This window comes from Pseudomonas sp. TE3910 (assembly GCF_056279025.1).
In genome coordinates this window covers 4,045,529-4,068,807 of sequence record NZ_JBWBQN010000001.1, presented here as the reverse complement: position 1 = coordinate 4,068,807, position 23,279 = coordinate 4,045,529, and the positions used below count along the sequence as shown (strand labels likewise).

Below are 23,279 nucleotides of genomic sequence, written 5' to 3'. Positions count from 1 at the left end.
TCCCGCGAGCCATCCCCCCGAGAGGCAATCCGGAGTGTGGCAGCATCGCCGCACTCAGGTCTGATCCAGCATCAGCCCCGAAAGCCGCTTCACTTTGCGCCGTACCGCCTCCTGAAATACACCCTGCCGCGGTTCAATAAGGCTGAACCAGTGCTTGGCGCGCGTAATACCGGTGTAGATCAGTTCCTTGGTCAACACCGGGTTCAAGGCATCCGGCAAAATCAGCGCGGTATGGGCAAACTCCGAGCCCTGGGACTTGTGCACCGTCATCGCGTAAACCGTTTCGACATCGCTCAGCCGGCTTGGCAACACGAAGCGCACACCGCCCTTGCCGTCACTGCGTGGGAACGCAACACGCAGCACCTGCTTGCCGCCGCTACCTCCCTCCGGCAACCGCAGGGCGATACCGATGTCACCGTTCATCAAACCCAGCCCATAGTCGTTACGGGTCATCAACACCGGGCGGCCCTCGTACCAAACCGCGTCACTGTCGATCAGCCCCGCGCGGGACAAGGCCTGGGTAGCACGCAGGTTCAACCCCTCTACCCCCCAAGGCCCTTTTCGTACCGCGCAAAGCAGTTGAAACGTCTCGAACGCCCGCAATACCGCCAAGGCCCAGTTGCCCCAGCGCGGATCATCCAGCGGGGCATTCTCGGGCGGGCGCTCACTGCCCATCACCTGTAGGTAGTACCGATAGCCCTTGGCATCGCTTTCTCCGCGTCCGATACCGTCCAGCAGCAATCGATCGAGTGCTCGATCCTGTTCACTACGCAGGCTCAGCAGGTGAAGATCCGCATGCATGGCCGTTGCCAACAGCGCCCTCGCCGGCTCAGCTTGTTGAGCGTTGACCAAGCGCGCCAGTTGTCCGATACCGCTACCTTCACCAAAACGTCGGGAGTGACGCAGCATGACCACTTGCTGGGCCAGAGCATGCTGTTCTGCGGAGCCCGGCTGCAGCCCACTGTCGGCAAGCTGTTCGCCACTGACCTGCTCCAGCCAGCGCTGAGTCTGCGGGCTATAGCAACCCGCCTCGGCATCACGACACAGGTCACCCAGTACCGCACCAGCCTCGACCGACGCCAATTGGTCTTTATCGCCCAACAGGATCAGCCGGGCATGATGCGGCAAGGCTGCCAGCAAGTTGGCCATCATCTCCAAGTCGATCATTGAGGCTTCATCGACCACCAGCACGTCCAACGGCAGCGGGTTGCCCGAGTGGTGACGGAAGTGCCGCGAAACAGGTCGACTGCCCAAAAGACGGTGAACCGTCGAGACCTCGGTGGGAATATGTTCACGCACGGTTTCACTGACAGCCAATTGCTGCACTTGCTGACCAATGGACTCAGTCAGGCGCGCAGCCGCCTTACCCGTCGGTGCGGCGAGGCGAATACGCAACGGACGCCCCATATCCACTGCGGGAGCCTGAAGTAACGCCAGCAACCGCACGACTGTCGTGGTCTTACCCGTGCCAGGGCCACCGGTGATGATGCTGAACCCCGCACGGGTCGCCAGTGCACACGCAAGCTTTTGCCAATCGACCTGCCCTGCCGGAGCACCGCTCTCGAACAGTTGGTCAAGCCGTGCACGCAAGTCGACCGCGACAACCTCCTGCTGTGCCAGACGCTGACGCAGGGCACTGTCGACCTGGCGCTCATAGCCCCAGTACCGGCGCAGGTACAAGCGTTGGCCGCAGAGCACCAGCGGTCTGTCTGTCTGCGCGTCATTCCCGGCATGGGCCACCAGCGCACTGCTCGACAGGATTGCACACCAGGTCGCCTGATCCAGGTGCTCAAGCAATTGTGACGGCAGTAACACCGGCCCCGCCAGAAGGTCACCCTCAGGCGGCAGAGACAACGCGAAATCCGGCTCGGCGAGGGTCTCACCCACATCCAGGCAGACATGCCCATGCCCTAACTGATGGCTGGCAAGTGCGGCGGCCAGCAACACCCGAGGGTCGGCACGCCCGTCGAGCTCGCCAAGAAACGCAACAAAGGCCCGGTCCAGAGCACGTAACCAACCGCGCTCAACCCATCGGTCAAGCAGGATCAGCAGATCGTTGATCTCGCTCAAGGGGCGCAGGGCCGACAACTGTTGCGCGTCCAGCGGCATTGGCAAAAGGTCGGTAAAGGTACGGCTCATGGCTGCTCTCCAAACAGGTCCTGTTGTTGCGGCTGCCAATCGCCACGAAACAGTGCATCCAGTTGCTCAATCAATTCCCGTGGTGGTTTGACGAAGTACACGCCTCTGGACGACGAACGCGCCCCACGCAGGAACATGAACACGGCACCGCCAACATGCTGGTCATAGTCGTAATCGGGCAGGCGAACACGCAACTGCCGGTGCAGGGCCAACAGATAGAGGACGTACTGCAAGTCGTACCGATGCTCAAGAATCGCCGTTTCCATGGCCTGCTCGCTGTAGGCGGAATCCTCCGCGCCCAGCCAGTTGGATTTGTAATCGGTCACGTAGTAGCGACCGTCATGTTCGAAGGCCAGGTCAATAAAGCCTTTGAACATGCCATTGAGCAGTGCCGGCTTGGCGGCTGCACGGTTTTCGCCGTTATGAGTGTACTGCGCCACCAGGCGATCAAGGCAGGCGACATCCACCTGATGGCTGGCGAACCAGAACTCCATCTCGATCTGGTACTGGTGTAGCTCGCCCAGGACCACGGGCGGGCTGTTCGGCGCCAACGGCATTGGCGTCTCGATCAGTTGCCCCAACCAGTGGTTCAAGGTGTTAATCCAGCCCGTCCAGCCACGCCGATTGCAGCGTTGTGCAACGGTCTTTTCCAGCAGGTGCGGCTGCTCGCGGACACGGGCAAAGCCTTCGCGCCCTGCCCATTCCAGCAAGCCATGAAGAAAGGTACCCGGATTGGGGCCACGGGGAAAACGGTGGAGATCACTGCCACCGGGCAACGCTTCAGAAAGCACCAGCGGATCGGCACGCTCATCGTCGAGCAGTTGCTGCGCCTGGGAGCTGTCCAACGCCAGAAGGTCTTCACCGATATGCAGCGCACTGTAGGAGGCAATCCACCAGTTCTCGGCAGCACGGCGGCGGGGTAGTCTCTGGGGTGCCAGCTCGGCCGTATTTCGCGTTGCGGTAAAGCACGCCGCCTCTGCCTCGGGCAATACTTCACAGCGAATTGCCGGGGCCCCATCGCTGAGCGCCGCCAGCCATTGCCCGAGCGCTGCCGAGTTCTCCAAGGGCACACCGCCACCCAGCAAGTAGCCCAGCGCCGATCGGTGCAGCAGTGACTCCTTGCTGGTCCCCCGCTTGAGGTCAGCCACGCCCAGCCAGCACGCATGGCGTGCGCGCGTCAGGGCGACATAAAGCAACCGCAGGTCCTCGGCCAGACGCTCATCATCGGCCAGCGCAATCTGCTCAGCGTTAGGCGTCAGGGTCAGTTGAGCCTGACGCTCACTGTCGTGCCAGGCCAGTGGCAGGCGCTTGCCATCAACCGGTTTGGTACTGCACACGAATGGGAGAAACACCAACGGATACTCAAGCCCCTTGGACTTGTGAATGGTCACGACCTTGACCAGTTGTTCATCACTTTCCAGGCGCAGAATCTGCTCTTCAGCCGTCTGGCCGCCAGAGGCCAGGTGTTCGCTCAGGTGACGAATCAGTGCCTGCTCGCCATCCAGCTCGGTGGCCGCCTGCTGCAACAGCTCTGCAAGGTGCAGGAGGTTGGTCAGTACCCGCTCGCCATCGCTGCGCGCGATCAGCACCTGCGGCAAATTGAAGTCATGCAGCAGGCGGCGCAACATCGGTAGAACGCCCTGAGTACGCCACAGGTGCCGGTACTCACGGAATGTCATCACCCAACGTTCCCAGTCCAACTCATCCTGGTTCAGTTGATCCAACGCGCTCAGAGGCAAGTTCAAGGTAACACTGGCCAGCGCGGCTTTAAGCAAGCGCTCTACATCCGGCTCGGCACAGGCCTTGAGCCAGGACAACAGGTCATGGGCCTCCTGGGCGGAGAACACCGAATCCTTGTCCGACAGGTAAACACTACGCACCCCACGTGCGGCGAGTTCTTCGCGAACCAACTGCGCCTCTCGGCCGTCGCGAACCAGAATGGCGATATCGGAAGGCTGGCAGCCCCGCAGCTCGCCCTCAGCCTGCACAAAACCACTGCGTCCCTGCTGCCCGCCGCTAAGCAAGGCGACAATGGCAGTGGCACAGCTGGCAGCCATTTGTTTCCGGTAGACCGCAGCCGAAACCGGCTCGTCACTGACAAGCTGCCAGATGTTCAGGGCCGGCACGACCTGGCCGCCGATCTGCAGCGTCTCCTTTCGGCCTTGAGCCTTGACCGCTTGGAACGGCACCGGGTTGTCGTCTTCGCGCCGGAACAGGAAAGCGCCGGCGCCCTGCGTACGGTGCTCGGCACGCTGGAACACATGGTTAACTGCAGTAACCATGGCCTGGCTGGAGCGAAAGTTGGTATCGAGTGTATGCAATCGACCCGCGGTGGCCTCACGGGCTCGCAGGTAGGTAAAGATGTCCGCACCACGGAACGCATAGATAGCCTGCTTGGGGTCTCCAATCAGGAAAAGCCCGGTCTCGCGCAGGTTTTCTTCAATGCGGTAAATGCGCTGAAAGATCCGATACTGGACGGGGTCGGTATCCTGGAATTCGTCGATCAGCGCGATGGGGAACTGCTCACGAATCAACCCGGCCAGGCGTTCACCGGCAGGACCGCTCAAGGCACTGTCGAGTCGCAACAGCATGTCGTCGAAGCCCATTTCAGCACGGCGCCGCTTTTCCTGCTCAAAGCGAGAGCCGACCCAGGCCGCCGCATGCTCCAGCAGGCTGGCATCTGGAGTCGGCAGGGCCTGTAAACGCTCACGCAGGGTCGACATGGCCTCAAGGGCCGGGTGCCGGGGCGGATCACCTTTCCAGGCTTCTGCCATACCCTCCGGTGTAAAGCGGGTGAAGCCAGTGCCGAGGTCGAGTTCCTCAGCCTGCTCTTCAGTAGCCCACACCCGCAGCTTTTCACACCAGGGCTCGAAGTAACGCGCCTGCATCTTGCGCCCGTCGACCTGCTTGGCTGCGAGACCCTCATGGCAGAGCTGCAACAACTCGGCAGCCCATTGAGCCCAAGGCGCTTTCAACTCACGCAGGTACTCGGCACGTTGCTGTAGAACGCCGTCAATCAGTGCCTGCGGCTCCTCGGCGTCACTGGCCACCCGCTGGCGACCAAACAACGCGCGCACCTTGGGCAACAAGGCATCGGGGCTGCCCCAGTTGGCGCGCACCCACTGCAAAGCGTCACCCTGCATGCCATAGCAGAAGCGGCGCCAGTAATCGCGCATGACCTGGCCCAGCAGATCGCTGTGATCGGTCTCCAGGGTTTGGGTAAACAGGCTGCCGCTGTCGAACGCATGCTCACGCAGCATGCGTTGGCACCAGCTGTGAATGGTCGAAACCGCAGCCTCGTCCATCCACTGCGCCGCGACCTCAAGCCGATTGGCACAGGCCGCCCAATGCTGGGGATCAAACTGCTCGCGCAGCTGTTGCAGCAGGCTGTCGGCTTCCAGCAGATCCCCGCGGAAAAAGCGAGCGGCCTCTGCCAGACGCGTACGAATACGCTCGCGCAACTCCTTGGTTGCGGCATCTGTGAACGTCACCACGAGAATCTGTGGCGGCAACAACTCACGACCGAAACCTTGCTCGCCACCATGCCCCAACACCAGACGCAGATAGAGAGCAGAAATGGTGAAGGTTTTGCCGGTGCCAGCACTGGCTTCAATCAGTTGGCTACCGTGCAACGGAAAGCTCAGTGCCAAAGGCGGTTGTGGTTCAAGCATCATGAGCGGCCCTCCTCACGGCCAACAGACTGCCAGCCGGCGTCGTACAGTGGACGGTAAAGCGATTCACACCAGCCTTCGAATTCCTCACTGGCCGTGAGGGCGGCGAAATCACTGAACTGTCGAGCCAGCGCAGTGCTTTCGCTGCGCTCGCCATCATGGCTGATGCCATCACCGTCATAGGCTTTGGCTGCTGCCGCCAGGGCCTTGTCTGGATCACTTTGCTCAAGCCAGGCGAAAGCAGTCTTCGCCGCCACGGGCAGCGGTGACGACATACCGGCCTGTCGAGCCAACAACAAGTGGCCCAGAAACTGCTCGGCAGCGCCCTTTTCCAATGGCTTGAGCAACAAGGTCTGATCGCTGGCCACCACCGCCGTGTGCAAGGGCAGCCCCACGGCACACGCGGCCAGGTGCATGACCCAACTGTGAATCAAGCGGTGCCACTTCAAGGTACGGCCGCTGCCGATGGTGTTAGGTAACGTAGTGATGCTCAACAGGTCATCGCCCTCACGGCGATAGACTTGGCCCAGCCAGCCATCAAGACGCAAGTGACGGTACTCGAAACGAATGGGCAGGGCGCTGTCGACCCGATGCGGCCACTGCTCCAAAAGCTGGCGGTGACGCTGCAACAGGTCGGGCAACGGTTCAATGAGCTCGTCACGCAGGCAATCACCGAAACCGGCCATCGGCAGCACGCCACGCCCTTGCAGGCGGTTGGCCTGAGCCAGCAGCGCGCGCTCGCTGTCGTGCGTGTCGGCCAGGGCTGCAGCCAACAGGTTCTCACTCAAGCTGTAGCGCTGCAGCGCATCGAGCACAAAGGGCTCCTCATCAGCCAGCGGTGCCTGAGCAGACTCAAAGAACACCTTCAAACGCTGACTGAAAAAATGCCGTACGGGATGCCTTAGAAAATCCTGCAGCAATGGCAAGGTCAGTGGCTCGTCGGCCACGAAAGGCTCCAAGGCAGGCGGCTCAATGGCTTCCCCCACATCCGTCAGATGCAACGCACGCCACTCATTGGCATAGCTGAACAGACCACTGCCCTGATGGAAGTAGCGAGCACTGAAGGGTTGCAGTGGATGCTCGACCGTCAACGCATGGAGCAGCGAGTCCATGTCCTGCGCTTCGCCACCAGCGAGCGTCCAGCCAGCTGCCAGATGATCACGCAATTGCCCGATCAGTACCGAAGCCGGGCGCTCGCTGTTGTCACGAATACTGCGCCCGACCCAACTGACGTAGAGTTGATCGCGTGCCGACAGCAGCGCCTCCAGCAACAAGTAACGGTCATCTTCGCGGCGCGAGCGATCACCCGGGCGGTAGTCACTGCCCATAAGGTCGAAGTCCAGAGGCGGCTGGGCTCGCGGATAGTCGCCGTCGTTCATCCCCAGCAGACAGATCACCTTGAAGGGGATTGCCCGCATCGGCATCAGGGTGCAAAAGTTCACGGAGCCGGCGAGGAAGCGTTGCGACAGGCGCCCCTGATCAAGCCCGGCCAGCCAGGCTTCACGTACCACCGTCAGCGGCAGCAAATCTTCAAGGCCGACCATCTCGCAGGTCTCTAGCCAGTCCTCGCACAGCGACTGCAACTGCACCAGCAGATAGTCGTCATGCTCGTTTTCTGCACGGAAAAACACCTGCAGCAACGCATTCAAACGCGCTCCCCAGTCACCTGCAGAAGCTGGGCTGGACAGTTCGCGATAAGCCACCTCCAGCGCATCAATGAGGGCAACCAGCGGGCCAATCAACGCCGCATCCAGCCCACCGATCTCATCGTAGGGCTCAATGCCGTCACAGCTTGCTCCGGCACCTACGGCATACCCCAGCAGCATGCGGCGCAAACCGAAATGCCAGCTGTTCTGTTCCAGCCCGGCAGGCAATTCGAGTGTCGCCCGCTGCTCGGCATTCAAGCCCCAACGCACTCCCGCACCTTCAATCCAGCGATGCAGTGTCGGCAAGTCACTTTCCTGAATCCCGAAACGCGCCCTGAGGGCCGGGACATCAAGCAGATCAAGAATCTCGCTGACCGGGAAGCGGCTGTCGGGAAGCTTGAGCAGATGCTCCAGGGCGATCAGCAGCGGATCGCGGCCACGCTGCCCCTGATCAGCCAAGGTGAAGGGGATGAACCGTGAATCGTCACGGGCGATCTGCCCGAATACGGCACGAATATGCGGAGCATAGGTATCAACATCCGGCACCATCACAATCACATCGCGAGGGCGCAAGGTTGAATCCGCGCTGAAGCGTGCTAGCAACTGATCGTGCAGGATCTCGACTTCTCGCTGCGGGCTATGCGCAATATGAAACCGTATCGAGCGATCCTTGAGTGGGTCGACGCTTGGCCACAGCGCGCGCGTCTCGGTCAGCGGCCGCAACTCGAGGATGTCGTCCTGCAACTGGTTGAGCAGATTCTGCGGTTCGCTATCGCTGAAGAGGTCAATACGCCCTTCGCTGAACGCCGCACGATAACTGTTCGGGTCGTCATAACTGTCGAGCAGATTGATGTAATCCCTGCCCTGCTTACCCCACGCCGCCAACAACGGATGGGCATGCTGGTGCAGTGCATCGGCATCGATCATTGCCGGGGTGCCACTCTTTCGCTGCTGACGCTTGTACTGATGACGCAGAAGGTCTTTGTCCGCGACGATATCAGCCCAGTGGTGTCGGCAAGGGTTGAGTACACACAGCAGCACCTGACTGAAACGAGATAGCCCCGCGAGCGCCTCAAGCGCCTGGGCCGGCAACGAAGAAATACCGAAGACGATAACCCGTGACGGCAAACCGGCAGGGGCTTCCTGCAATTCGTTGATACGCTGAATAAAGCGCTGATGGACACCCGCGCGACTCTGCGCCATGCCTTCAGTACCGACGTCCAGCAACAGCGCTCGCCACAATTCAGCCTGCCAGCAATTAGCCGCAGGCAAGGGCTTCGACTCACCACGTGCGGTGCGTAGCAGGTGGCGCCCTTCTGCCCAATCCTGCAACCAGTCGGCGCGGTACACCTGATACTGATCGAACAGATCAGCCAAGCGCTCTGCGAGTTGATAGCGCTTGCGCAAATCGGCATCGTCGGTCAAAAAACGCTGCAACGGCTCAAAATGCGGCCGATCAATGACCTCAGGTAGTAGACGCATCAAACGCCAGGTCAGCGGCGCCTTGTCGAGTAACGAGGTTTCCGGAATCTCCTCACGCCCCAACACTTTGCGGTACAGCTGCCACATGAAACTGCCAGGCAGTTGCACGTCAATGGCAGCAGCAATACCGCAACCGCCCTGATCATCTTCTTCAGGATCTTCAGCCAGAGCCAACTTCAACCACTGTGCAATGCCGTTGCTTTGCACCAATGCGATCTCATTCTCCAGCGGCAACAGCGGATTGCGGCGCATCCAGCCCACGACCAGGCTTCGCAGTTCATCCAGACGGTTGCCATGAACCACCATAAAGCCGGGCTGTAGATTGGAGGTGTGCGGCATGGGTATCCCTTGGTGCGATGTGAAGAGGCTCGAACCTTAGCATGAGCTGCAGAGACAGGCCTCGCTGGCGATGTTTTCCAGGCCACAAAGACAAAACCCCTACCTGCATGTGCAGATAGGGGTTTCGGAATTTAATCTTGACGATGACCTACTCTCACATGGGGAAACCCCACACTACCATCGGCGATGCATCGTTTCACTGCTGAGTTCGGGATGGGATCAGGTGGTTCCAATGCTCTATGGTCGTCAAGAAATTCTGTGTACCAGACCGTCTTTCGACGCTCCAGCAAATCGGGTATGTGATAGTTGTGAGTCGCAAACTTTCGGTTCGTTTCGTCTTCACAACACCGCAATCTGGTCATTTCGACGCAAATTGCTTGGGTGTTATATGGTCAAGCCTCACGGGCAATTAGTATTGGTTAGCTCAATGCCTCACAGCACTTACACACCCAACCTATCAACGTCGTAGTCTTCGACGGCCCTTCAGGGAGCTCAAGGCTCCAGTGAGATCTCATCTTGAGGCAAGTTTCCCGCTTAGATGCTTTCAGCGGTTATCTCTTCCGAACATAGCTACCCGGCAATGCCACTGGCGTGACAACCGGAACACCAGAGGTTCGTCCACTCCGGTCCTCTCGTACTAGGAGCAGCCCCTCTCAAATCTCAAACGTCCACGGCAGATAGGGACCGAACTGTCTCACGACGTTCTAAACCCAGCTCGCGTACCACTTTAAATGGCGAACAGCCATACCCTTGGGACCGGCTTCAGCCCCAGGATGTGATGAGCCGACATCGAGGTGCCAAACACCGCCGTCGATATGAACTCTTGGGCGGTATCAGCCTGTTATCCCCGGAGTACCTTTTATCCGTTGAGCGATGGCCCTTCCATACAGAACCACCGGATCACTAAGACCTACTTTCGTACCTGCTCGACGTGTCTGTCTCGCAGTCAAGCGCGCTTTTGCCTTTATACTCTACGACCGATTTCCGACCGGTCTGAGCGCACCTTCGTACTCCTCCGTTACTCTTTAGGAGGAGACCGCCCCAGTCAAACTACCCACCATACACTGTCCTCGATCCGGATGACGGACCTGAGTTAGAACCTCAAAGTTGCCAGGGTGGTATTTCAAGGATGGCTCCACGCGAACTGGCGTCCACGCTTCAAAGCCTCCCACCTATCCTACACAAGCAAATTCAAAGTCCAGTGCAAAGCTATAGTAAAGGTTCACGGGGTCTTTCCGTCTAGCCGCGGATACACTGCATCTTCACAGCGATTTCAATTTCACTGAGTCTCGGGTGGAGACAGCGCCGCCATCGTTACGCCATTCGTGCAGGTCGGAACTTACCCGACAAGGAATTTCGCTACCTTAGGACCGTTATAGTTACGGCCGCCGTTTACCGGGGCTTCGATCAAGAGCTTCGCGTTAGCTAACCCCATCAATTAACCTTCCGGCACCGGGCAGGCGTCACACCCTATACGTCCACTTTCGTGTTTGCAGAGTGCTGTGTTTTTAATAAACAGTCGCAGCGGCCTGGTATCTTCGACCGGCATGGGCTTACGGAGCAAGTCCTTCACCCTCACCGGCGCACCTTCTCCCGAAGTTACGGTGCCATTTTGCCTAGTTCCTTCACCCGAGTTCTCTCAAGCGCCTTGGTATTCTCTACCCAACCACCTGTGTCGGTTTGGGGTACGGTTCCTGGTTATCTGAAGCTTAGAAGCTTTTCTTGGAAGCATGGCATCAACCACTTCGCGCTCTAAAGAGCACTCGTCATCAGCTCTCGGCCTTAAGATCCCGGATTTACCTAAGATCTCAGCCTACCACCTTAAACTTGGACAACCAACGCCAAGCTGGCCTAGCCTTCTCCGTCCCTCCATCGCAATAACCAGAAGTACAGGAATATTAACCTGTTTTCCATCGACTACGCTTTTCAGCCTCGCCTTAGGGACCGACTAACCCTGCGTCGATTAACGTTGCGCAGGAAACCTTGGTCTTTCGGCGTGGGAGTTTTTCACTCCCATTGTCGTTACTCATGTCAGCATTCGCACTTCTGATACCTCCAGCAAGCTTCTCAACTCACCTTCACAGGCTTACAGAACGCTCCTCTACCGCGTCACCTAAGTGACACCCGTAGCTTCGGTGCATGGTTTGAGCCCCGTTACATCTTCCGCGCAGGCCGACTCGACTAGTGAGCTATTACGCTTTCTTTAAAGGGTGGCTGCTTCTAAGCCAACCTCCTAGCTGTCTAAGCCTTCCCACATCGTTTCCCACTTAACCATGACTTTGGGACCTTAGCTGACGGTCTGGGTTGTTTCCCTTTTCACGACGGACGTTAGCACCCGCCGTGTGTCTCCCATGCTCGGCACTTGTAGGTATTCGGAGTTTGCATCGGTTTGGTAAGTCGGGATGACCCCCTAGCCGAAACAGTGCTCTACCCCCTACAGTGATACATGAGGCGCTACCTAAATAGCTTTCGAGGAGAACCAGCTATCTCCGAGCTTGATTAGCCTTTCACTCCGATCCACAGGTCATCCGCTAACTTTTCAACGGTAGTCGGTTCGGTCCTCCAGTCAGTGTTACCTAACCTTCAACCTGCCCATGGATAGATCGCCCGGTTTCGGGTCTATACCCAGCGACTAAACGCCCTATTAAGACTCGCTTTCGCTACGCCTCCCCTATTCGGTTAAGCTCGCCACTGAATATAAGTCGCTGACCCATTATACAAAAGGTACGCAGTCACCTAACAAAGTAGGCTCCCACTGCTTGTACGCATACGGTTTCAGGATCTATTTCACTCCCCTCTCCGGGGTTCTTTTCGCCTTTCCCTCACGGTACTAGTTCACTATCGGTCAGTCAGTAGTATTTAGCCTTGGAGGATGGTCCCCCCATATTCAGACAAAGTTTCTCGTGCTCCGTCCTACTCGATTTCATTGATAAGAGATTTTCGCGTACAGGGCTATCACCCACTATGGCCGCACTTTCCAGAGCGTTCCGCTAATCTCAAATCAACTTAAGGGCTAGTCCCCGTTCGCTCGCCACTACTAAGGGAATCTCGGTTGATTTCTTTTCCTCAGGGTACTTAGATGTTTCAGTTCCCCTGGTTCGCCTCTTGCACCTATGTATTCAGTACAAGATACCTAGGTTATCCTAGGTGGGTTCCCCCATTCAGAGATCTCCGGATCAAAGTCTGTTTGCCGACTCCCCGAAGCTTATCGCAGGCTACCACGTCTTTCATCGCCTCTGACTGCCAAGGCATCCACCGTATGCGCTTCTTCACTTGACCATATAACCCCAAGCAATCTGGTTATACTGTGAAGACGACATTCGCCGAAAATTCGCAATACTCTTAAGACTTAAGAGACACTCACAAATTTTACCTTAGCCTGAATAAACACCAGTGAAAGTGCTATTCAGTCTATTTCTATCACATACCCAAATTTTTAAAGAACGATTCTGAAAAAGTTCAGAAATCAACATTCACCATCAGCACGATGGAATGCTCATTTCTAAGCTTTGACACGGTTAAGCAAGAGGGGTGGTGGAGCCAAGCGGGATCGAACCGCTGACCTCCTGCGTGCAAGGCAGGCGCTCTCCCAGCTGAGCTATGGCCCCAGCAATTGGTGGGTCTGGGCAGATTCGAACTGCCGACCTCACCCTTATCAGGGGTGCGCTCTAACCAACTGAGCTACAGACCCAATCGAGGGTTACTACATGCCGACCTCACCCTGCTCTTTATTAAAAAGCATGGGGTGCGCTCAAACCATCTGAGCTACAGGCCACCATCAAGGTTGCTAACCTAATCGTCTTCTTCAATGAATCAAGCAATTCGTGTGGGAGCTTATGAAGCAGCTGATGTCGTCGATTAAGGAGGTGATCCAGCCGCAGGTTCCCCTACGGCTACCTTGTTACGACTTCACCCCAGTCATGAATCACACCGTGGTAACCGTCCCCCCGAAGGTTAGACTAGCTACTTCTGGTGCAACCCACTCCCATGGTGTGACGGGCGGTGTGTACAAGGCCCGGGAACGTATTCACCGCGACATTCTGATTCGCGATTACTAGCGATTCCGACTTCACGCAGTCGAGTTGCAGACTGCGATCCGGACTACGATCGGTTTTGTGAGATTAGCTCCACCTCGCGGCTTGGCAACCCTCTGTACCGACCATTGTAGCACGTGTGTAGCCCAGGCCGTAAGGGCCATGATGACTTGACGTCATCCCCACCTTCCTCCGGTTTGTCACCGGCAGTCTCCTTAGAGTGCCCACCATAACGTGCTGGTAACTAAGGACAAGGGTTGCGCTCGTTACGGGACTTAACCCAACATCTCACGACACGAGCTGACGACAGCCATGCAGCACCTGTCTCAATGTTCCCGAAGGCACCAATCCATCTCTGGAAAGTTCATTGGATGTCAAGGCCTGGTAAGGTTCTTCGCGTTGCTTCGAATTAAACCACATGCTCCACCGCTTGTGCGGGCCCCCGTCAATTCATTTGAGTTTTAACCTTGCGGCCGTACTCCCCAGGCGGTCAACTTAATGCGTTAGCTGCGCCACTAAAATCTCAAGGATTCCAACGGCTAGTTGACATCGTTTACGGCGTGGACTACCAGGGTATCTAATCCTGTTTGCTCCCCACGCTTTCGCACCTCAGTGTCAGTATGAGCCCAGGTGGTCGCCTTCGCCACTGGTGTTCCTTCCTATATCTACGCATTTCACCGCTACACAGGAAATTCCACCACCCTCTGCCCTACTCTAGCTCGCCAGTTTTGGATGCAGTTCCCAGGTTGAGCCCGGGGATTTCACATCCAACTTAACGAACCACCTACGCGCGCTTTACGCCCAGTAATTCCGATTAACGCTTGCACCCTCTGTATTACCGCGGCTGCTGGCACAGAGTTAGCCGGTGCTTATTCTGTCGGTAACGTCAAAACAGCAAGATATTAGCTTACTGCCCTTCCTCCCAACTTAAAGTGCTTTACAATCCGAAGACCTTCTTCACACACGCGGCATGGCTGGATCAGGCTTTCGCCCCATTGTCCAATATTCCCCACTGCTGCCTCCCGTAGGAGTCTGGACCGTGTCTCAGTTCCAGTGTGACTGATCATCCTCTCAGACCAGTTACGGATCGTCGCCTTGGTGAGCCATTACCTCACCAACTAGCTAATCCGACCTAGGCTCATCTGATAGCGCAAGGCCCGAAGGTCCCCTGCTTTCTCCCGTAGGACGTATGCGGTATTAGCGTTCCTTTCGAAACGTTGTCCCCCACTATCAGGCAGATTCCTAGGTATTACTCACCCGTCCGCCGCTGAATCAAGGAGCAAGCTCCCGTCATCCGCTCGACTTGCATGTGTTAGGCCTGCCGCCAGCGTTCAATCTGAGCCATGATCAAACTCTTCAGTTCAATACTGCTTGGGTTTTGAGAAAACCCTAAACTTGGCTCAGCAATCTCAAATGACTATTTCGATTTCTCGTGTAGTCACTTGTGATGCTGATAATCTTTTTGACTACCAGTCTGATTTCACAAGCACCCACACGAATTGCTTGATTCGATTGTTAAAGAGCGGTTGGCTAAGAGCTTTTCGTCTCAACCGAGGCGCGCATTCTACGCTTTCCTCTGTCTCTGTCAAGCGTTTATTTTGAAGTTTTTCAGAATTTTCCGTTCAACTTCAACCACTTGACTCGCTTCGATCTCTCGTTAGCGGGAGGCGAATTCTACAGCGTTTCAACTCGCTGTCAACCACCTTTTTCACCGCTGCCGATCTATTCGACCGAAGCACTTCCAGCACCCTCGTTAAACATCTAACTCATTGATTACCAAGGAGTTTTCCGTTTCGACTGCGCCGGAAGTGGGGCGAATTATAGAGATATAAAGCAGCACGTCAAGGACTATCTGTAACGTTTCTATGCATCACGCCCAAATAGGCCAAAACAAGAGAGGGGAGGCCTTACGGCCTCCCCTCTCTTTCTAGCCGCACTTACAGGCTTGGGAATGCGAACTGCGAAGCCTCATGGCTGGCGCGTTGTGGCCAGCGCTGAGTGATTGCCTTGCGGCGGGTGTAGAAACGCACCCCATCCGGGCCATATGCATGCAGGTCACCGAACAGCGAACGCTTCCAGCCACCAAAGCTGTGGTAAGCCACCGGTACCGGCAGCGGCACGTTGACACCGACCATACCCACTTCGATTTCGTCGCAGAACAAGCGAGCGGCCTCACCGTCGCGGGTGAAGATACATGTGCCATTGCCGTACTCGTGCTCGTTGATGAGCTGCATTGCTTCCTCCAGGCTGTTAACCCGTACGACGCACAACACAGGACCGAAGATCTCTTCTTTATAAATGCGCATCTCTGGCGTCACGCGGTCGAACAGGCAGCCACCCAAGAAGAAGCCTTCCTCATGACCGGCGACACTCAGGCCGCGACCATCAACAACCAGTTCGGCACCGGCCTTGAGACCGTCTTCCACATAGCCTGCCACCTTGTCGCGGTGCTGCCCGGTAACCAACGGCCCCATGTCCAGACCACAGGAAGTGCCTGCACCGATTTTCAGTGCCTTGATCTGTGGCACCAGCTTGGCCACCAATGCATCAGCGACCTGGTCACCGACACAGACGGCAACCGAGATCGCCATGCAACGCTCGCCACAGGAACCGTAAGCGGCCCCCATCAGTGCACTGACTGCGTTATCCAGGTCGGCATCCGGCATCAGCACTGCGTGGTTCTTCGCACCACCCAGTGCTTGGACGCGCTTGCCACGGGCAGCGCCTTCTTTATAGATGTACTCCGCGATTGGCGTCGAACCTACAAAGCTCAGGGCTTTGACTTCAGGCGCTTCAATCAGGGCATCCACGGCAACCTTGTCGCCGTGCACCACGTTGAGCACACCGTCAGGCAGGCCAGCCTCTTGCAACAGTTGAGCAATCAGCAACGTCGAGCTTGGGTCACGCTCAGACGGTTTGAGGATGAAGCAGTTGCCACAAACGATGGCCAGTGGGTACATCCACAGTGGAACCATCGCCGGGAAGTTGAACGGAGTGATGCCGGCAACCACACCCAGCGGCTGAAAGTCGGACCAGGCGTCAATGTTCGGGCCGACATTGCGGCTGTACTCACCCTTCAGTACTTCGGGTGCGGCACAGGCAAACTCAACGTTCTCGATACCCCGCTTCAGTTCACCAGCGGCGTCTTCCAGGGTCTTGCCGTGCTCTTCGCTGATCAACTGGGAGATACGCGCTTCGTTCTTTTCCAGCAGTTGCTTGAAGCGGAACATTATCTGAGCGCGTTTGGCCGCGGGTGTATTGCGCCAGGCCGGAAACGCTGCCTTGGCGGCATCGATAGCCTGTTGGACCGTTTCCTTGCTGGCCAACGCTACCTTGTGGATAACCTGGCCAGTGGACGGGTTAAAGACCTCGGCGGTACGTTCGCCGCCAGACACCAGGTCGCCGTTGATCAAATGTTGAACAATGCTCATGCAGAACTCCAGAGAGGGTGCTAGTCCAGGCGCGGGGCTGCCCGCGCCTGCTACTTATATATAGAAGGGCTCAGTCGACCTGGTTCAGCGCTTCGCCGACTGCATCGAACAGACGGTCCAGCTCCTGCGGCTTAGCGTTGAAGGTTGGTCCGAACTGCAGGGTGTCACCGCCGAAGCGGACGTAAAAACCGGCTTTCCACAGTTTCATCGCTGCTTCATAAGGGCGAACGATGGCATCGCCGTCACGCGCAGCAATCTGGATCGCACCCGCCAAGCCGTAGTTACGAATATCAACGATGTTCTTCGCACCCTTCACGCCGTGCAGCACGCTCTCGAAGTGCGGCGCCAGCTCAGCGGCAGCCTGAACCAGGCCTTCTTTCTGCAACAGGTCCAAGGCCGCAATACCTGCCGCGCAGGCAACTGGGTGCGCCGAGTAGGTATAGCCATGGGGGAACTCCACTGCATACTCGGGAGTCGGCTGGTTCATGAAGGTCTGGTAGATCTCAGTACTGGCAATCACGGCCCCCATCGGAATGGCACCGTTGGTGACCTGCTTGGCGATACACATCAGGTCTGGCGTAACACCAAAGGCCTCAGCGCCAAAGTTCGCCCCCATGCGACCAAAACCGGTAATCACTTCATCGAAGATCAGCAGAATGTTGTGCTGGTCACAGATCTCGCGCAAACGCTTCAGATAGCCCTTCGGTGGCGGCAATACGCCTGCAGACCCTGCCAGCGGCTCAACGATCAGCGCAGCAATGTTCGAGGCGTCATGCAGCTCGATCAGCTTGAGCATCTCATCAGCCAGGGCGATACCGCCTTCCTCAGGCATACCCTTGGTAAAGGCGTTGCTGGCCAGCACGGTGTGAGGCAGGTGATCGACGTCCAGCAACTGGCCGAACATCTTGCGGTTGCCATTCACCCCGCCGAGGCTGGTGCCGGCAATGTTCACGCCGTGATAGCCACGGGCACGACCGATCAGCTTGGTCTTGGTCGCCTGACCTTTCAGGCGCCAGTAGGCACGCACCATCTTCACGGCGGTGTCGGCGCACTCAGAGCCCGAGTTGGTATAAAAAACGTGGTTCAGATTGCCCGGGGTCAGGTCGGTGATCTTCTCGGCCAGTTGGAACGACAGCGGATGACCAAACTGGAAGGCTGGCGAATAGTCGAGGACACCCAACTGACGCGACACGGCTTCCTGGATTTCCTTGCGGGTATGGCCCGCACCACAGGTCCACAAGCCCGACAGTGCGTCGTAGATCTTGCGGCCCTTGTCATCGGTCAGATAACTGCCTTCAGCGGCGACGATCAGGCGCGGATCACGCTGGAAGTTACGGTTGGCGGTATACGGCATCCAGTGCGCATCCAGCTTGAGCTGGCTGGCCAGACCGTTTGGTGCGTGTTCAGGCATGTTCATCGGACAAACCTCGCAAGGCGATTGGGTGATATGTGTTGTTGCAGCTAAGTTGTCACGGCTATAAAGTCTGAAAAAGCCTACTTTTCTAATCTTTAGATAACCGAGCACTAAACTATGAGCCGTCGCCCGGAGCCCCTTGCCCAGGTCAGTGATTTTGATATTCGCTTGCTGAAGATCTACCGCAGCGTGGTGGAGTGCGGCGGCTTTTCGGCTGCCGAGAACGTACTGGGCATTGGTCGATCAGCAATCAGCCAGCAGATGAGCGACCTGGAGCAGCGCCTTGGCCTGCGCTTGTGCCAACGGGGCCGTGCCGGTTTCTCGCTGACCGAGGAAGGCCGCGAGGTCTATCAATCTGCGCTGCAGTTGCTCAGCGCTCTTGAAAGTTTTCGCACCGAAGTCAACGGCCTGCACCAGCACCTGCGAGGCGAGTTGAACATCGGCCTGACCGACAACCTGGTCACCCTTCCACACATGCGGATCACCCATGCTCTGGCACAACTCAAGGATCGTGGCCCCGACGTGCGTATCCAGATTCGCATGATTGCACCCAGTCAGGTCGAGCAAGGTGTGCTCGACGGCAGCCTGCATGTTGGCGTGGTACCACAAACCAGCCCGCTGTCCGGGCTGGAGTACGAGCCACTGTACAGCGAGCGCTCACTGCTCTACTGCGCCGTGGGGCATCCATTGTTCTATGTCGACGATCGCCAGCTCGACGATGAACGCCTGAACACCCAGGATGCCATTGCACCGACGTTTCGCTTGCCCGCCGACATTCAGGCTCACTATCAGGCGCTCAACTGCACCGCCAGTGCCTCGGACCGCGAGGGCATGGCCTTTCTGATCCTGACCGGGCGCTACATCGGTTATCTGCCAGACCATTACGCCAGTTCCTGGGTGCAACAGGGACGCTTGCGAGCCCTCAAAGCCAGCGAACGCTTTTATGATTTGGGGTTGTCCTGGGTAACCCGTAAAGGCCGCCGACCACACCTGGTATTGGAGAGCTTTCTGGAAAGCCTTGCCGCAACCCGCTAAGAGGCTGGCACAGCAGTACCAAACACCCAAAAAAACACGAAGATTGCGTTTTTTAGCGGGTAGATGCTTGCCTGATAGCTGTGACTGGGTTATCTGTTGCTCAGCATTTACTTCGTATTTTCCGGAAACGCCCCATGACCCTGGAAGTCCCTGCGCATCGCCTGACAGCCTCCGGCAAACCTGCTGGTCGCATACGCCAAAAGAACGAGCAAGCTATTCTCAAGGCCGCCGAAGACGAGTTCGCCCGCCATGGCTTCAAAGGCACCAGCATGAACACGATTGCGCAGAACGCCGGGCTGCCCAAGGCCAACCTGCACTACTACTTCACCAACAAGCTGGGGCTTTACGTTGCGGTGCTGAGCAACATCCTCGAACTATGGGACAGCACCTTCAACACCCTGAACAGCGATGACGATCCCGCTGTTGCGCTGAGCAACTATATTCGCACCAAGATCGAGTTTTCGCGGCGCAATCCACAAGCCTCACGTATCTTCGCCATGGAGATCATCAGTGGCGGCCAGTGCCTGAGCGAGTACTTCAACCAGGACTATCGCACCTGGTTCCAGGGGCGGGCAGCGGTCTTCCAGAGCTGGATCGACGCTGGCAAGATGGACCCCGTCGATCCAGTACATTTGATCTTCCTGTTATGGGGCAGTACCCAGCACTACGCAGACTTCGCGACCCAGATCTGCCAGGTCACCGGCCGTAGCCGCCTGACCAAGCAGGACATGGAAGAAGCCAGCAACAACCTTATCCACATCATCCTCAAAGGCTGTGGCCTGACACCTCCCAATTGAACATCGTTTATGCCTTCAACTCTGTTGGACACCTGCGAGTTTCGCGAAGAAATCCGTAAAAGCCGCTTCATTACCCTCGCAGGCCCGATCAGCAGCCCAACTGAAGCTCAACAATTCATTGAGCGACACAGTGATCTGGCTGCAACCCATAACTGCTGGGCCTGGAAAATCGGTCAGCAGTACCGTAGCAGCGACGATGGCGAGCCTGGTGGTACCGCAGGCCGGCCAATTCTCGCCGCCATTGAAGCCCAGGACTGCGACCAGGTCGTTGTGCTGGTGATCCGCTGGTACGGCGGTATTCAATTAGGTACTGGAGGCTTGGCACGGGCTTACGGTGGTGGCGCCAACAAGTGCCTGCAGCAGGCCGATAAAAGACGCCTGGTCAGCCGAGTCGGCCTGCGCTGCAGTTGCACGTTCAGCGAACTGGCACTGCTCAAACTACGCGTCGCAGAAGTCGACGGCCTGGTGCTGGATGAGCAATTCACCGCCAATGGCGTCGACGTGCAGATTGCCCTTGGCGAAGCGCACATCGAGCCTCTCCAGCGCCAATTGGCGGACCTCAGCCGCGGCCGGATCCTGTTGGAACGTACCTGACAGTTGCCCACATCCACTGTGGGCCTGGCTGTGGATAAGCTCTGTGCATTCCTCTACAGCCCTTTTAAAACGTGGCCTGCAAGCAAACGATCATATTTTGATCAATATTTGATGACAGCGCTTCAATTGCCAGTAAATCAGACGCTTAGGTTGATTTATAGCCAATCGAAGACTGCCCACTGACGCTTATACCTCTGTTTTCGCCTTGCACACAGATACTGTGGAGCAACCTGTGGATAAACCGTGTACGCCTTAGCCAAGCGCTTGAACGGTCACGCCTGTGGCAAGCTGGTTGTTTTTTGAACAATCCTGACACTCAGTGCAACGTCATGACGAAGGCGCCCCGCCGCGTCATCGCGACCGAACTGCACCTTGGCTGAAGGCTGGAGTATGCTTCAAGGTCACCCCCAAATGAGCCTCGGCACATGCATTGGTAAATGCCCTCAACCCTGCAGTGTGAGCGGCAATGCCGTGCGCCTCCTTGAAAGGAACCCTACGCATGAGCACCCAGAAAAACGCATTGATCATTGGCGCGTCACGCGGCCTGGGCCTTGGCCTGGTGCAGCGTCTGAACGAAGAAGGCTGGAACGTCGTAGCCACCGTCCGCGACCCGCAAAAAGCCGCTGCGCTGAACGCAGTGTCGAATGTTCAGGTCGAGACACTGGAGATGAACAGCAGCGCCCAACTTGACGCGCTTCAACAGCGCCTCAAGGGGCAGACCTTCGACCTGTTGTTCATCAACGCCGGCGTCAAGGGCCCGGACAACCAGAACGCTGAGCACGCGAACCTCGATGAGGTCGGTCAACTGTTCATGACAAACGCTGTAGCGCCCATTCGTGTCGCCCAGCGCTTTGCCCATCAGGTAAAGACAGACGGGGGCGTGATCGCCTTCATGAGCTCAATCCTAGGCAGTATCAGCATTCCCGATGCGCCAGAACTGGCCTTGTACAAAGCCAGCAAGGCCGCGCTGAACTCAATGATCAACAGTTTCTACGGCCCCCTGGAAATCCCCGGCCTGACCGTATTGGCCATGCACCCGGGTTGGGTCAAGACCGACATGGGCGGTGAAGGTGCCGAAATTGATGTCGCCACCAGCACCCGTGGCATGGTTGAACAGGTCAAGGCAAACAGCGGCCGGGGTGGCCTGTATTTCATCAACTACAAAGGCGAGCCCCTGATCTGGTGAATTGAATCACCACCGCTGAAACAGTAGACTCCAGGTCTCGCCTCCATGGCGGACCTGGATCAGCAGACAGGGCAACACTGAGCTGGCTAACCTGAACCCACTTTCAGAGGAGCCGGCACCATGCCTGCGACCCGTATCTGGTTGAAAAACCCCCTCGCCATCTTCACCGCCAACACCCTTGACGCCCGCGGCGGCCTGGTGATCGAAAATGGCCGTATCCACGAAGTTCTTGGCTTGGGACAATCTCCCGCCGCCCCCTGCGATCAGATCTTCGATGCCCGCGAGCACGTGCTGCTGCCCGGGCTGATCAACACCCATCATCACTTCTACCAGACCCTCACCCGCGCATGGGCGCCGGTGGTCAACCAGCCACTGTTCCCCTGGCTCAAGACGCTCTACCCGGTCTGGGCTCGTCTGACCCCCGAGCGGCTTAAAGTGGCCACCCAGGTTGCACTGGCTGAACTGTTATTGTCGGGCTGCACAACGGCAGCCGATCACCACTACCTGTTTCCCGAAGGCCTGGAAGAGGCCATCGATGTGCAAGTCGAAAGTGTGCGGGAACTGGGTATGCGTGCCATGCTCACACGCGGCTCGATGAGCCTGGGCGAGGCCGATGGGGGGCTTCCGCCGCAGCAAACTGTGCAACAGGGCGAAGTGATCCTGGCGGACAGCCAGCGACTTATCCACAACTACCATGAGCGTGGCGACGGCGCGCAGATCCAGATTGCCCTGGCCCCTTGCTCGCCCTTCTCGGTCACCCGCGAAATCATGCAGGCCAGCGCCAGCCTGGCGGAAGATCTGGATGTACGCCTGCATACACACCTGGCAGAAACCCTGGACGAAGAAGACTTCTGCCTGCAACGCTTCGGCCTGCGCACCGTCGACTACCTGGACAGTGTCGGCTGGCTTGGGCCACGCACCTGGCTGGCCCACGGCATTCATTTCAACCCCGATGAAATCGCCCGCCTCGGCAAAGCCGGCACGGGCATCTGCCATTGCCCGAGTTCCAACATGCGCCTGGCATCGGGTATCTGCCCGACCATGGACCTTAGCAATGCCGGTGCGCCGGTCGGGCTGGGTGTGGATGGCTCTGCGTCCAACGATGCCTCCAACATGATGCTGGAAACTCGCCAGGCCCTGTACCTGCAACGCCTGCGCTATGGTGCGCAAGCCATTACGCCGGAACGGGTACTGGGCTGGGCAACCCGAGGCTCTGCACAATTGCTCGGGCGCAACGACATCGGCGAACTGGCGCCGGGTAAACAGGCCGACCTGGCCCTGTTCAAACTCGACGAACTGCGCTTCTCCGGCAGCCACGATCCACTCTCAGCTCTGCTGCTGTGCGGCGCAGACCGCGCTGATCGAGTGATGGTCGGTGGCCGCTGGCGTGTCATCGATGGGCACATCGATGGCCTGGACCTCAAAGCACTCATCGCCAACCATCGCCAGGCTGCAGCGGCGTTGATGGCAGGCTAAGCAACTGAAGCCAATGCACGCTCTCATCGATGGCA

Annotated in this window: 10 protein-coding genes, 2 tRNA genes and 3 rRNA genes; 5 read left to right on the top strand and 10 right to left on the bottom strand. The window is 57.6% G+C overall.

All coding sequences use genetic code 11. The annotated features are described in order from the left end of the window. Window positions 1–54: 54 nt before the first annotated feature. The 10 genes from recD to aptA form a co-directional block, all read right to left on the bottom strand. A complete protein-coding gene (gene recD / locus ACZ9H3_RS18535) occupies window positions 55–2,139 on the bottom strand; it encodes an exodeoxyribonuclease V subunit alpha (RefSeq protein WP_476221901.1) in 2,085 nt (694 codons plus the stop codon). Then, entirely contained in the window at window positions 2,136–5,810 is a 3,675-nt protein-coding gene (recB, locus tag ACZ9H3_RS18530) for an exodeoxyribonuclease V subunit beta (RefSeq protein WP_476222796.1), read from the bottom strand. The genes recD and recB overlap by 4 nt, the downstream gene beginning before the upstream one ends. Continuing rightward, window positions 5,810–9,277: an exodeoxyribonuclease V subunit gamma gene (gene recC / locus ACZ9H3_RS18525; RefSeq protein ID WP_476221899.1), complete on the bottom strand. Its 3,468-nt coding sequence runs from the start codon at window positions 9,275–9,277 to the stop codon at window positions 5,810–5,812. Before recC ends, recB begins: the two co-directional genes overlap by 1 nt. Before the next feature lie 135 nt (window positions 9,278–9,412). Continuing rightward, a 5S ribosomal RNA gene (rrf, locus tag ACZ9H3_RS18520) occupies window positions 9,413–9,528 on the bottom strand. 137 nt (window positions 9,529–9,665) lie between these two features. After that, window positions 9,666–12,556 (bottom strand): 23S ribosomal RNA (locus tag ACZ9H3_RS18515). 253 nt (window positions 12,557–12,809) lie between these two features. After that, window positions 12,810–12,885, bottom strand: a tRNA-Ala gene (locus ACZ9H3_RS18510). A 6-nt stretch (window positions 12,886–12,891) separates the two neighbouring features. Then, window positions 12,892–12,968, bottom strand: a tRNA-Ile gene (locus tag ACZ9H3_RS18505). A 168-nt stretch (window positions 12,969–13,136) separates the two neighbouring features. After that, window positions 13,137–14,674: ribosomal RNA gene (locus ACZ9H3_RS18500) — 16S ribosomal RNA — on the bottom strand. Together the 16S, 23S and 5S rRNA genes with 2 tRNA genes alongside form the textbook arrangement of a ribosomal RNA operon. Before the next feature lie 574 nt (window positions 14,675–15,248). After that, entirely contained in the window at window positions 15,249–16,742 is a 1,494-nt protein-coding gene (locus tag ACZ9H3_RS18495; protein ID WP_065761679.1) for a CoA-acylating methylmalonate-semialdehyde dehydrogenase, read from the bottom strand. Window positions 16,743–16,812: 70 nt separating this feature from the next. Next, window positions 16,813–18,159 carry an omega-aminotransferase AptA gene (gene aptA / locus ACZ9H3_RS18490; RefSeq protein ID WP_065761678.1) on the bottom strand — a complete coding sequence of 449 codons (1,347 nt, stop codon included), beginning with the start codon at window positions 18,157–18,159 and terminating at the stop codon, window positions 16,813–16,815. A gap of 114 nt (window positions 18,160–18,273) precedes the next feature. Between aptA and ACZ9H3_RS18485 the strand changes: the two genes are divergently transcribed. From ACZ9H3_RS18485 to ACZ9H3_RS18465, 5 genes are all read left to right on the top strand, one after another. Further along, entirely contained in the window at window positions 18,274–19,191 is a 918-nt protein-coding gene (locus ACZ9H3_RS18485) for a LysR family transcriptional regulator (protein WP_409277240.1), read from the top strand. A 134-nt stretch (window positions 19,192–19,325) separates the two neighbouring features. Beyond that, window positions 19,326–19,988, top strand: a complete 663-nt coding sequence (locus ACZ9H3_RS18480) for a TetR/AcrR family transcriptional regulator (RefSeq protein WP_099773466.1) — start codon at window positions 19,326–19,328, stop codon at window positions 19,986–19,988. Between the two features lie 9 nt (window positions 19,989–19,997). Next, complete coding sequence (locus ACZ9H3_RS18475; protein WP_065761675.1) at window positions 19,998–20,582, top strand: IMPACT family protein; 585 nt, start codon at window positions 19,998–20,000, stop codon at window positions 20,580–20,582. A gap of 499 nt (window positions 20,583–21,081) precedes the next feature. Beyond that, the gene (locus tag ACZ9H3_RS18470) at window positions 21,082–21,768 is read left to right on the top strand and encodes an SDR family oxidoreductase (RefSeq protein WP_102053401.1); all 687 of its coding nucleotides are present in this window, start codon (window positions 21,082–21,084) and stop codon (window positions 21,766–21,768) included. A gap of 120 nt (window positions 21,769–21,888) precedes the next feature. After that, on the top strand, window positions 21,889–23,244 hold the full coding sequence (locus ACZ9H3_RS18465; RefSeq protein ID WP_476221895.1) for an 8-oxoguanine deaminase: 1,356 nt from the start codon (window positions 21,889–21,891) through the stop codon (window positions 23,242–23,244). Window positions 23,245–23,279 lie beyond the last annotated feature (35 nt).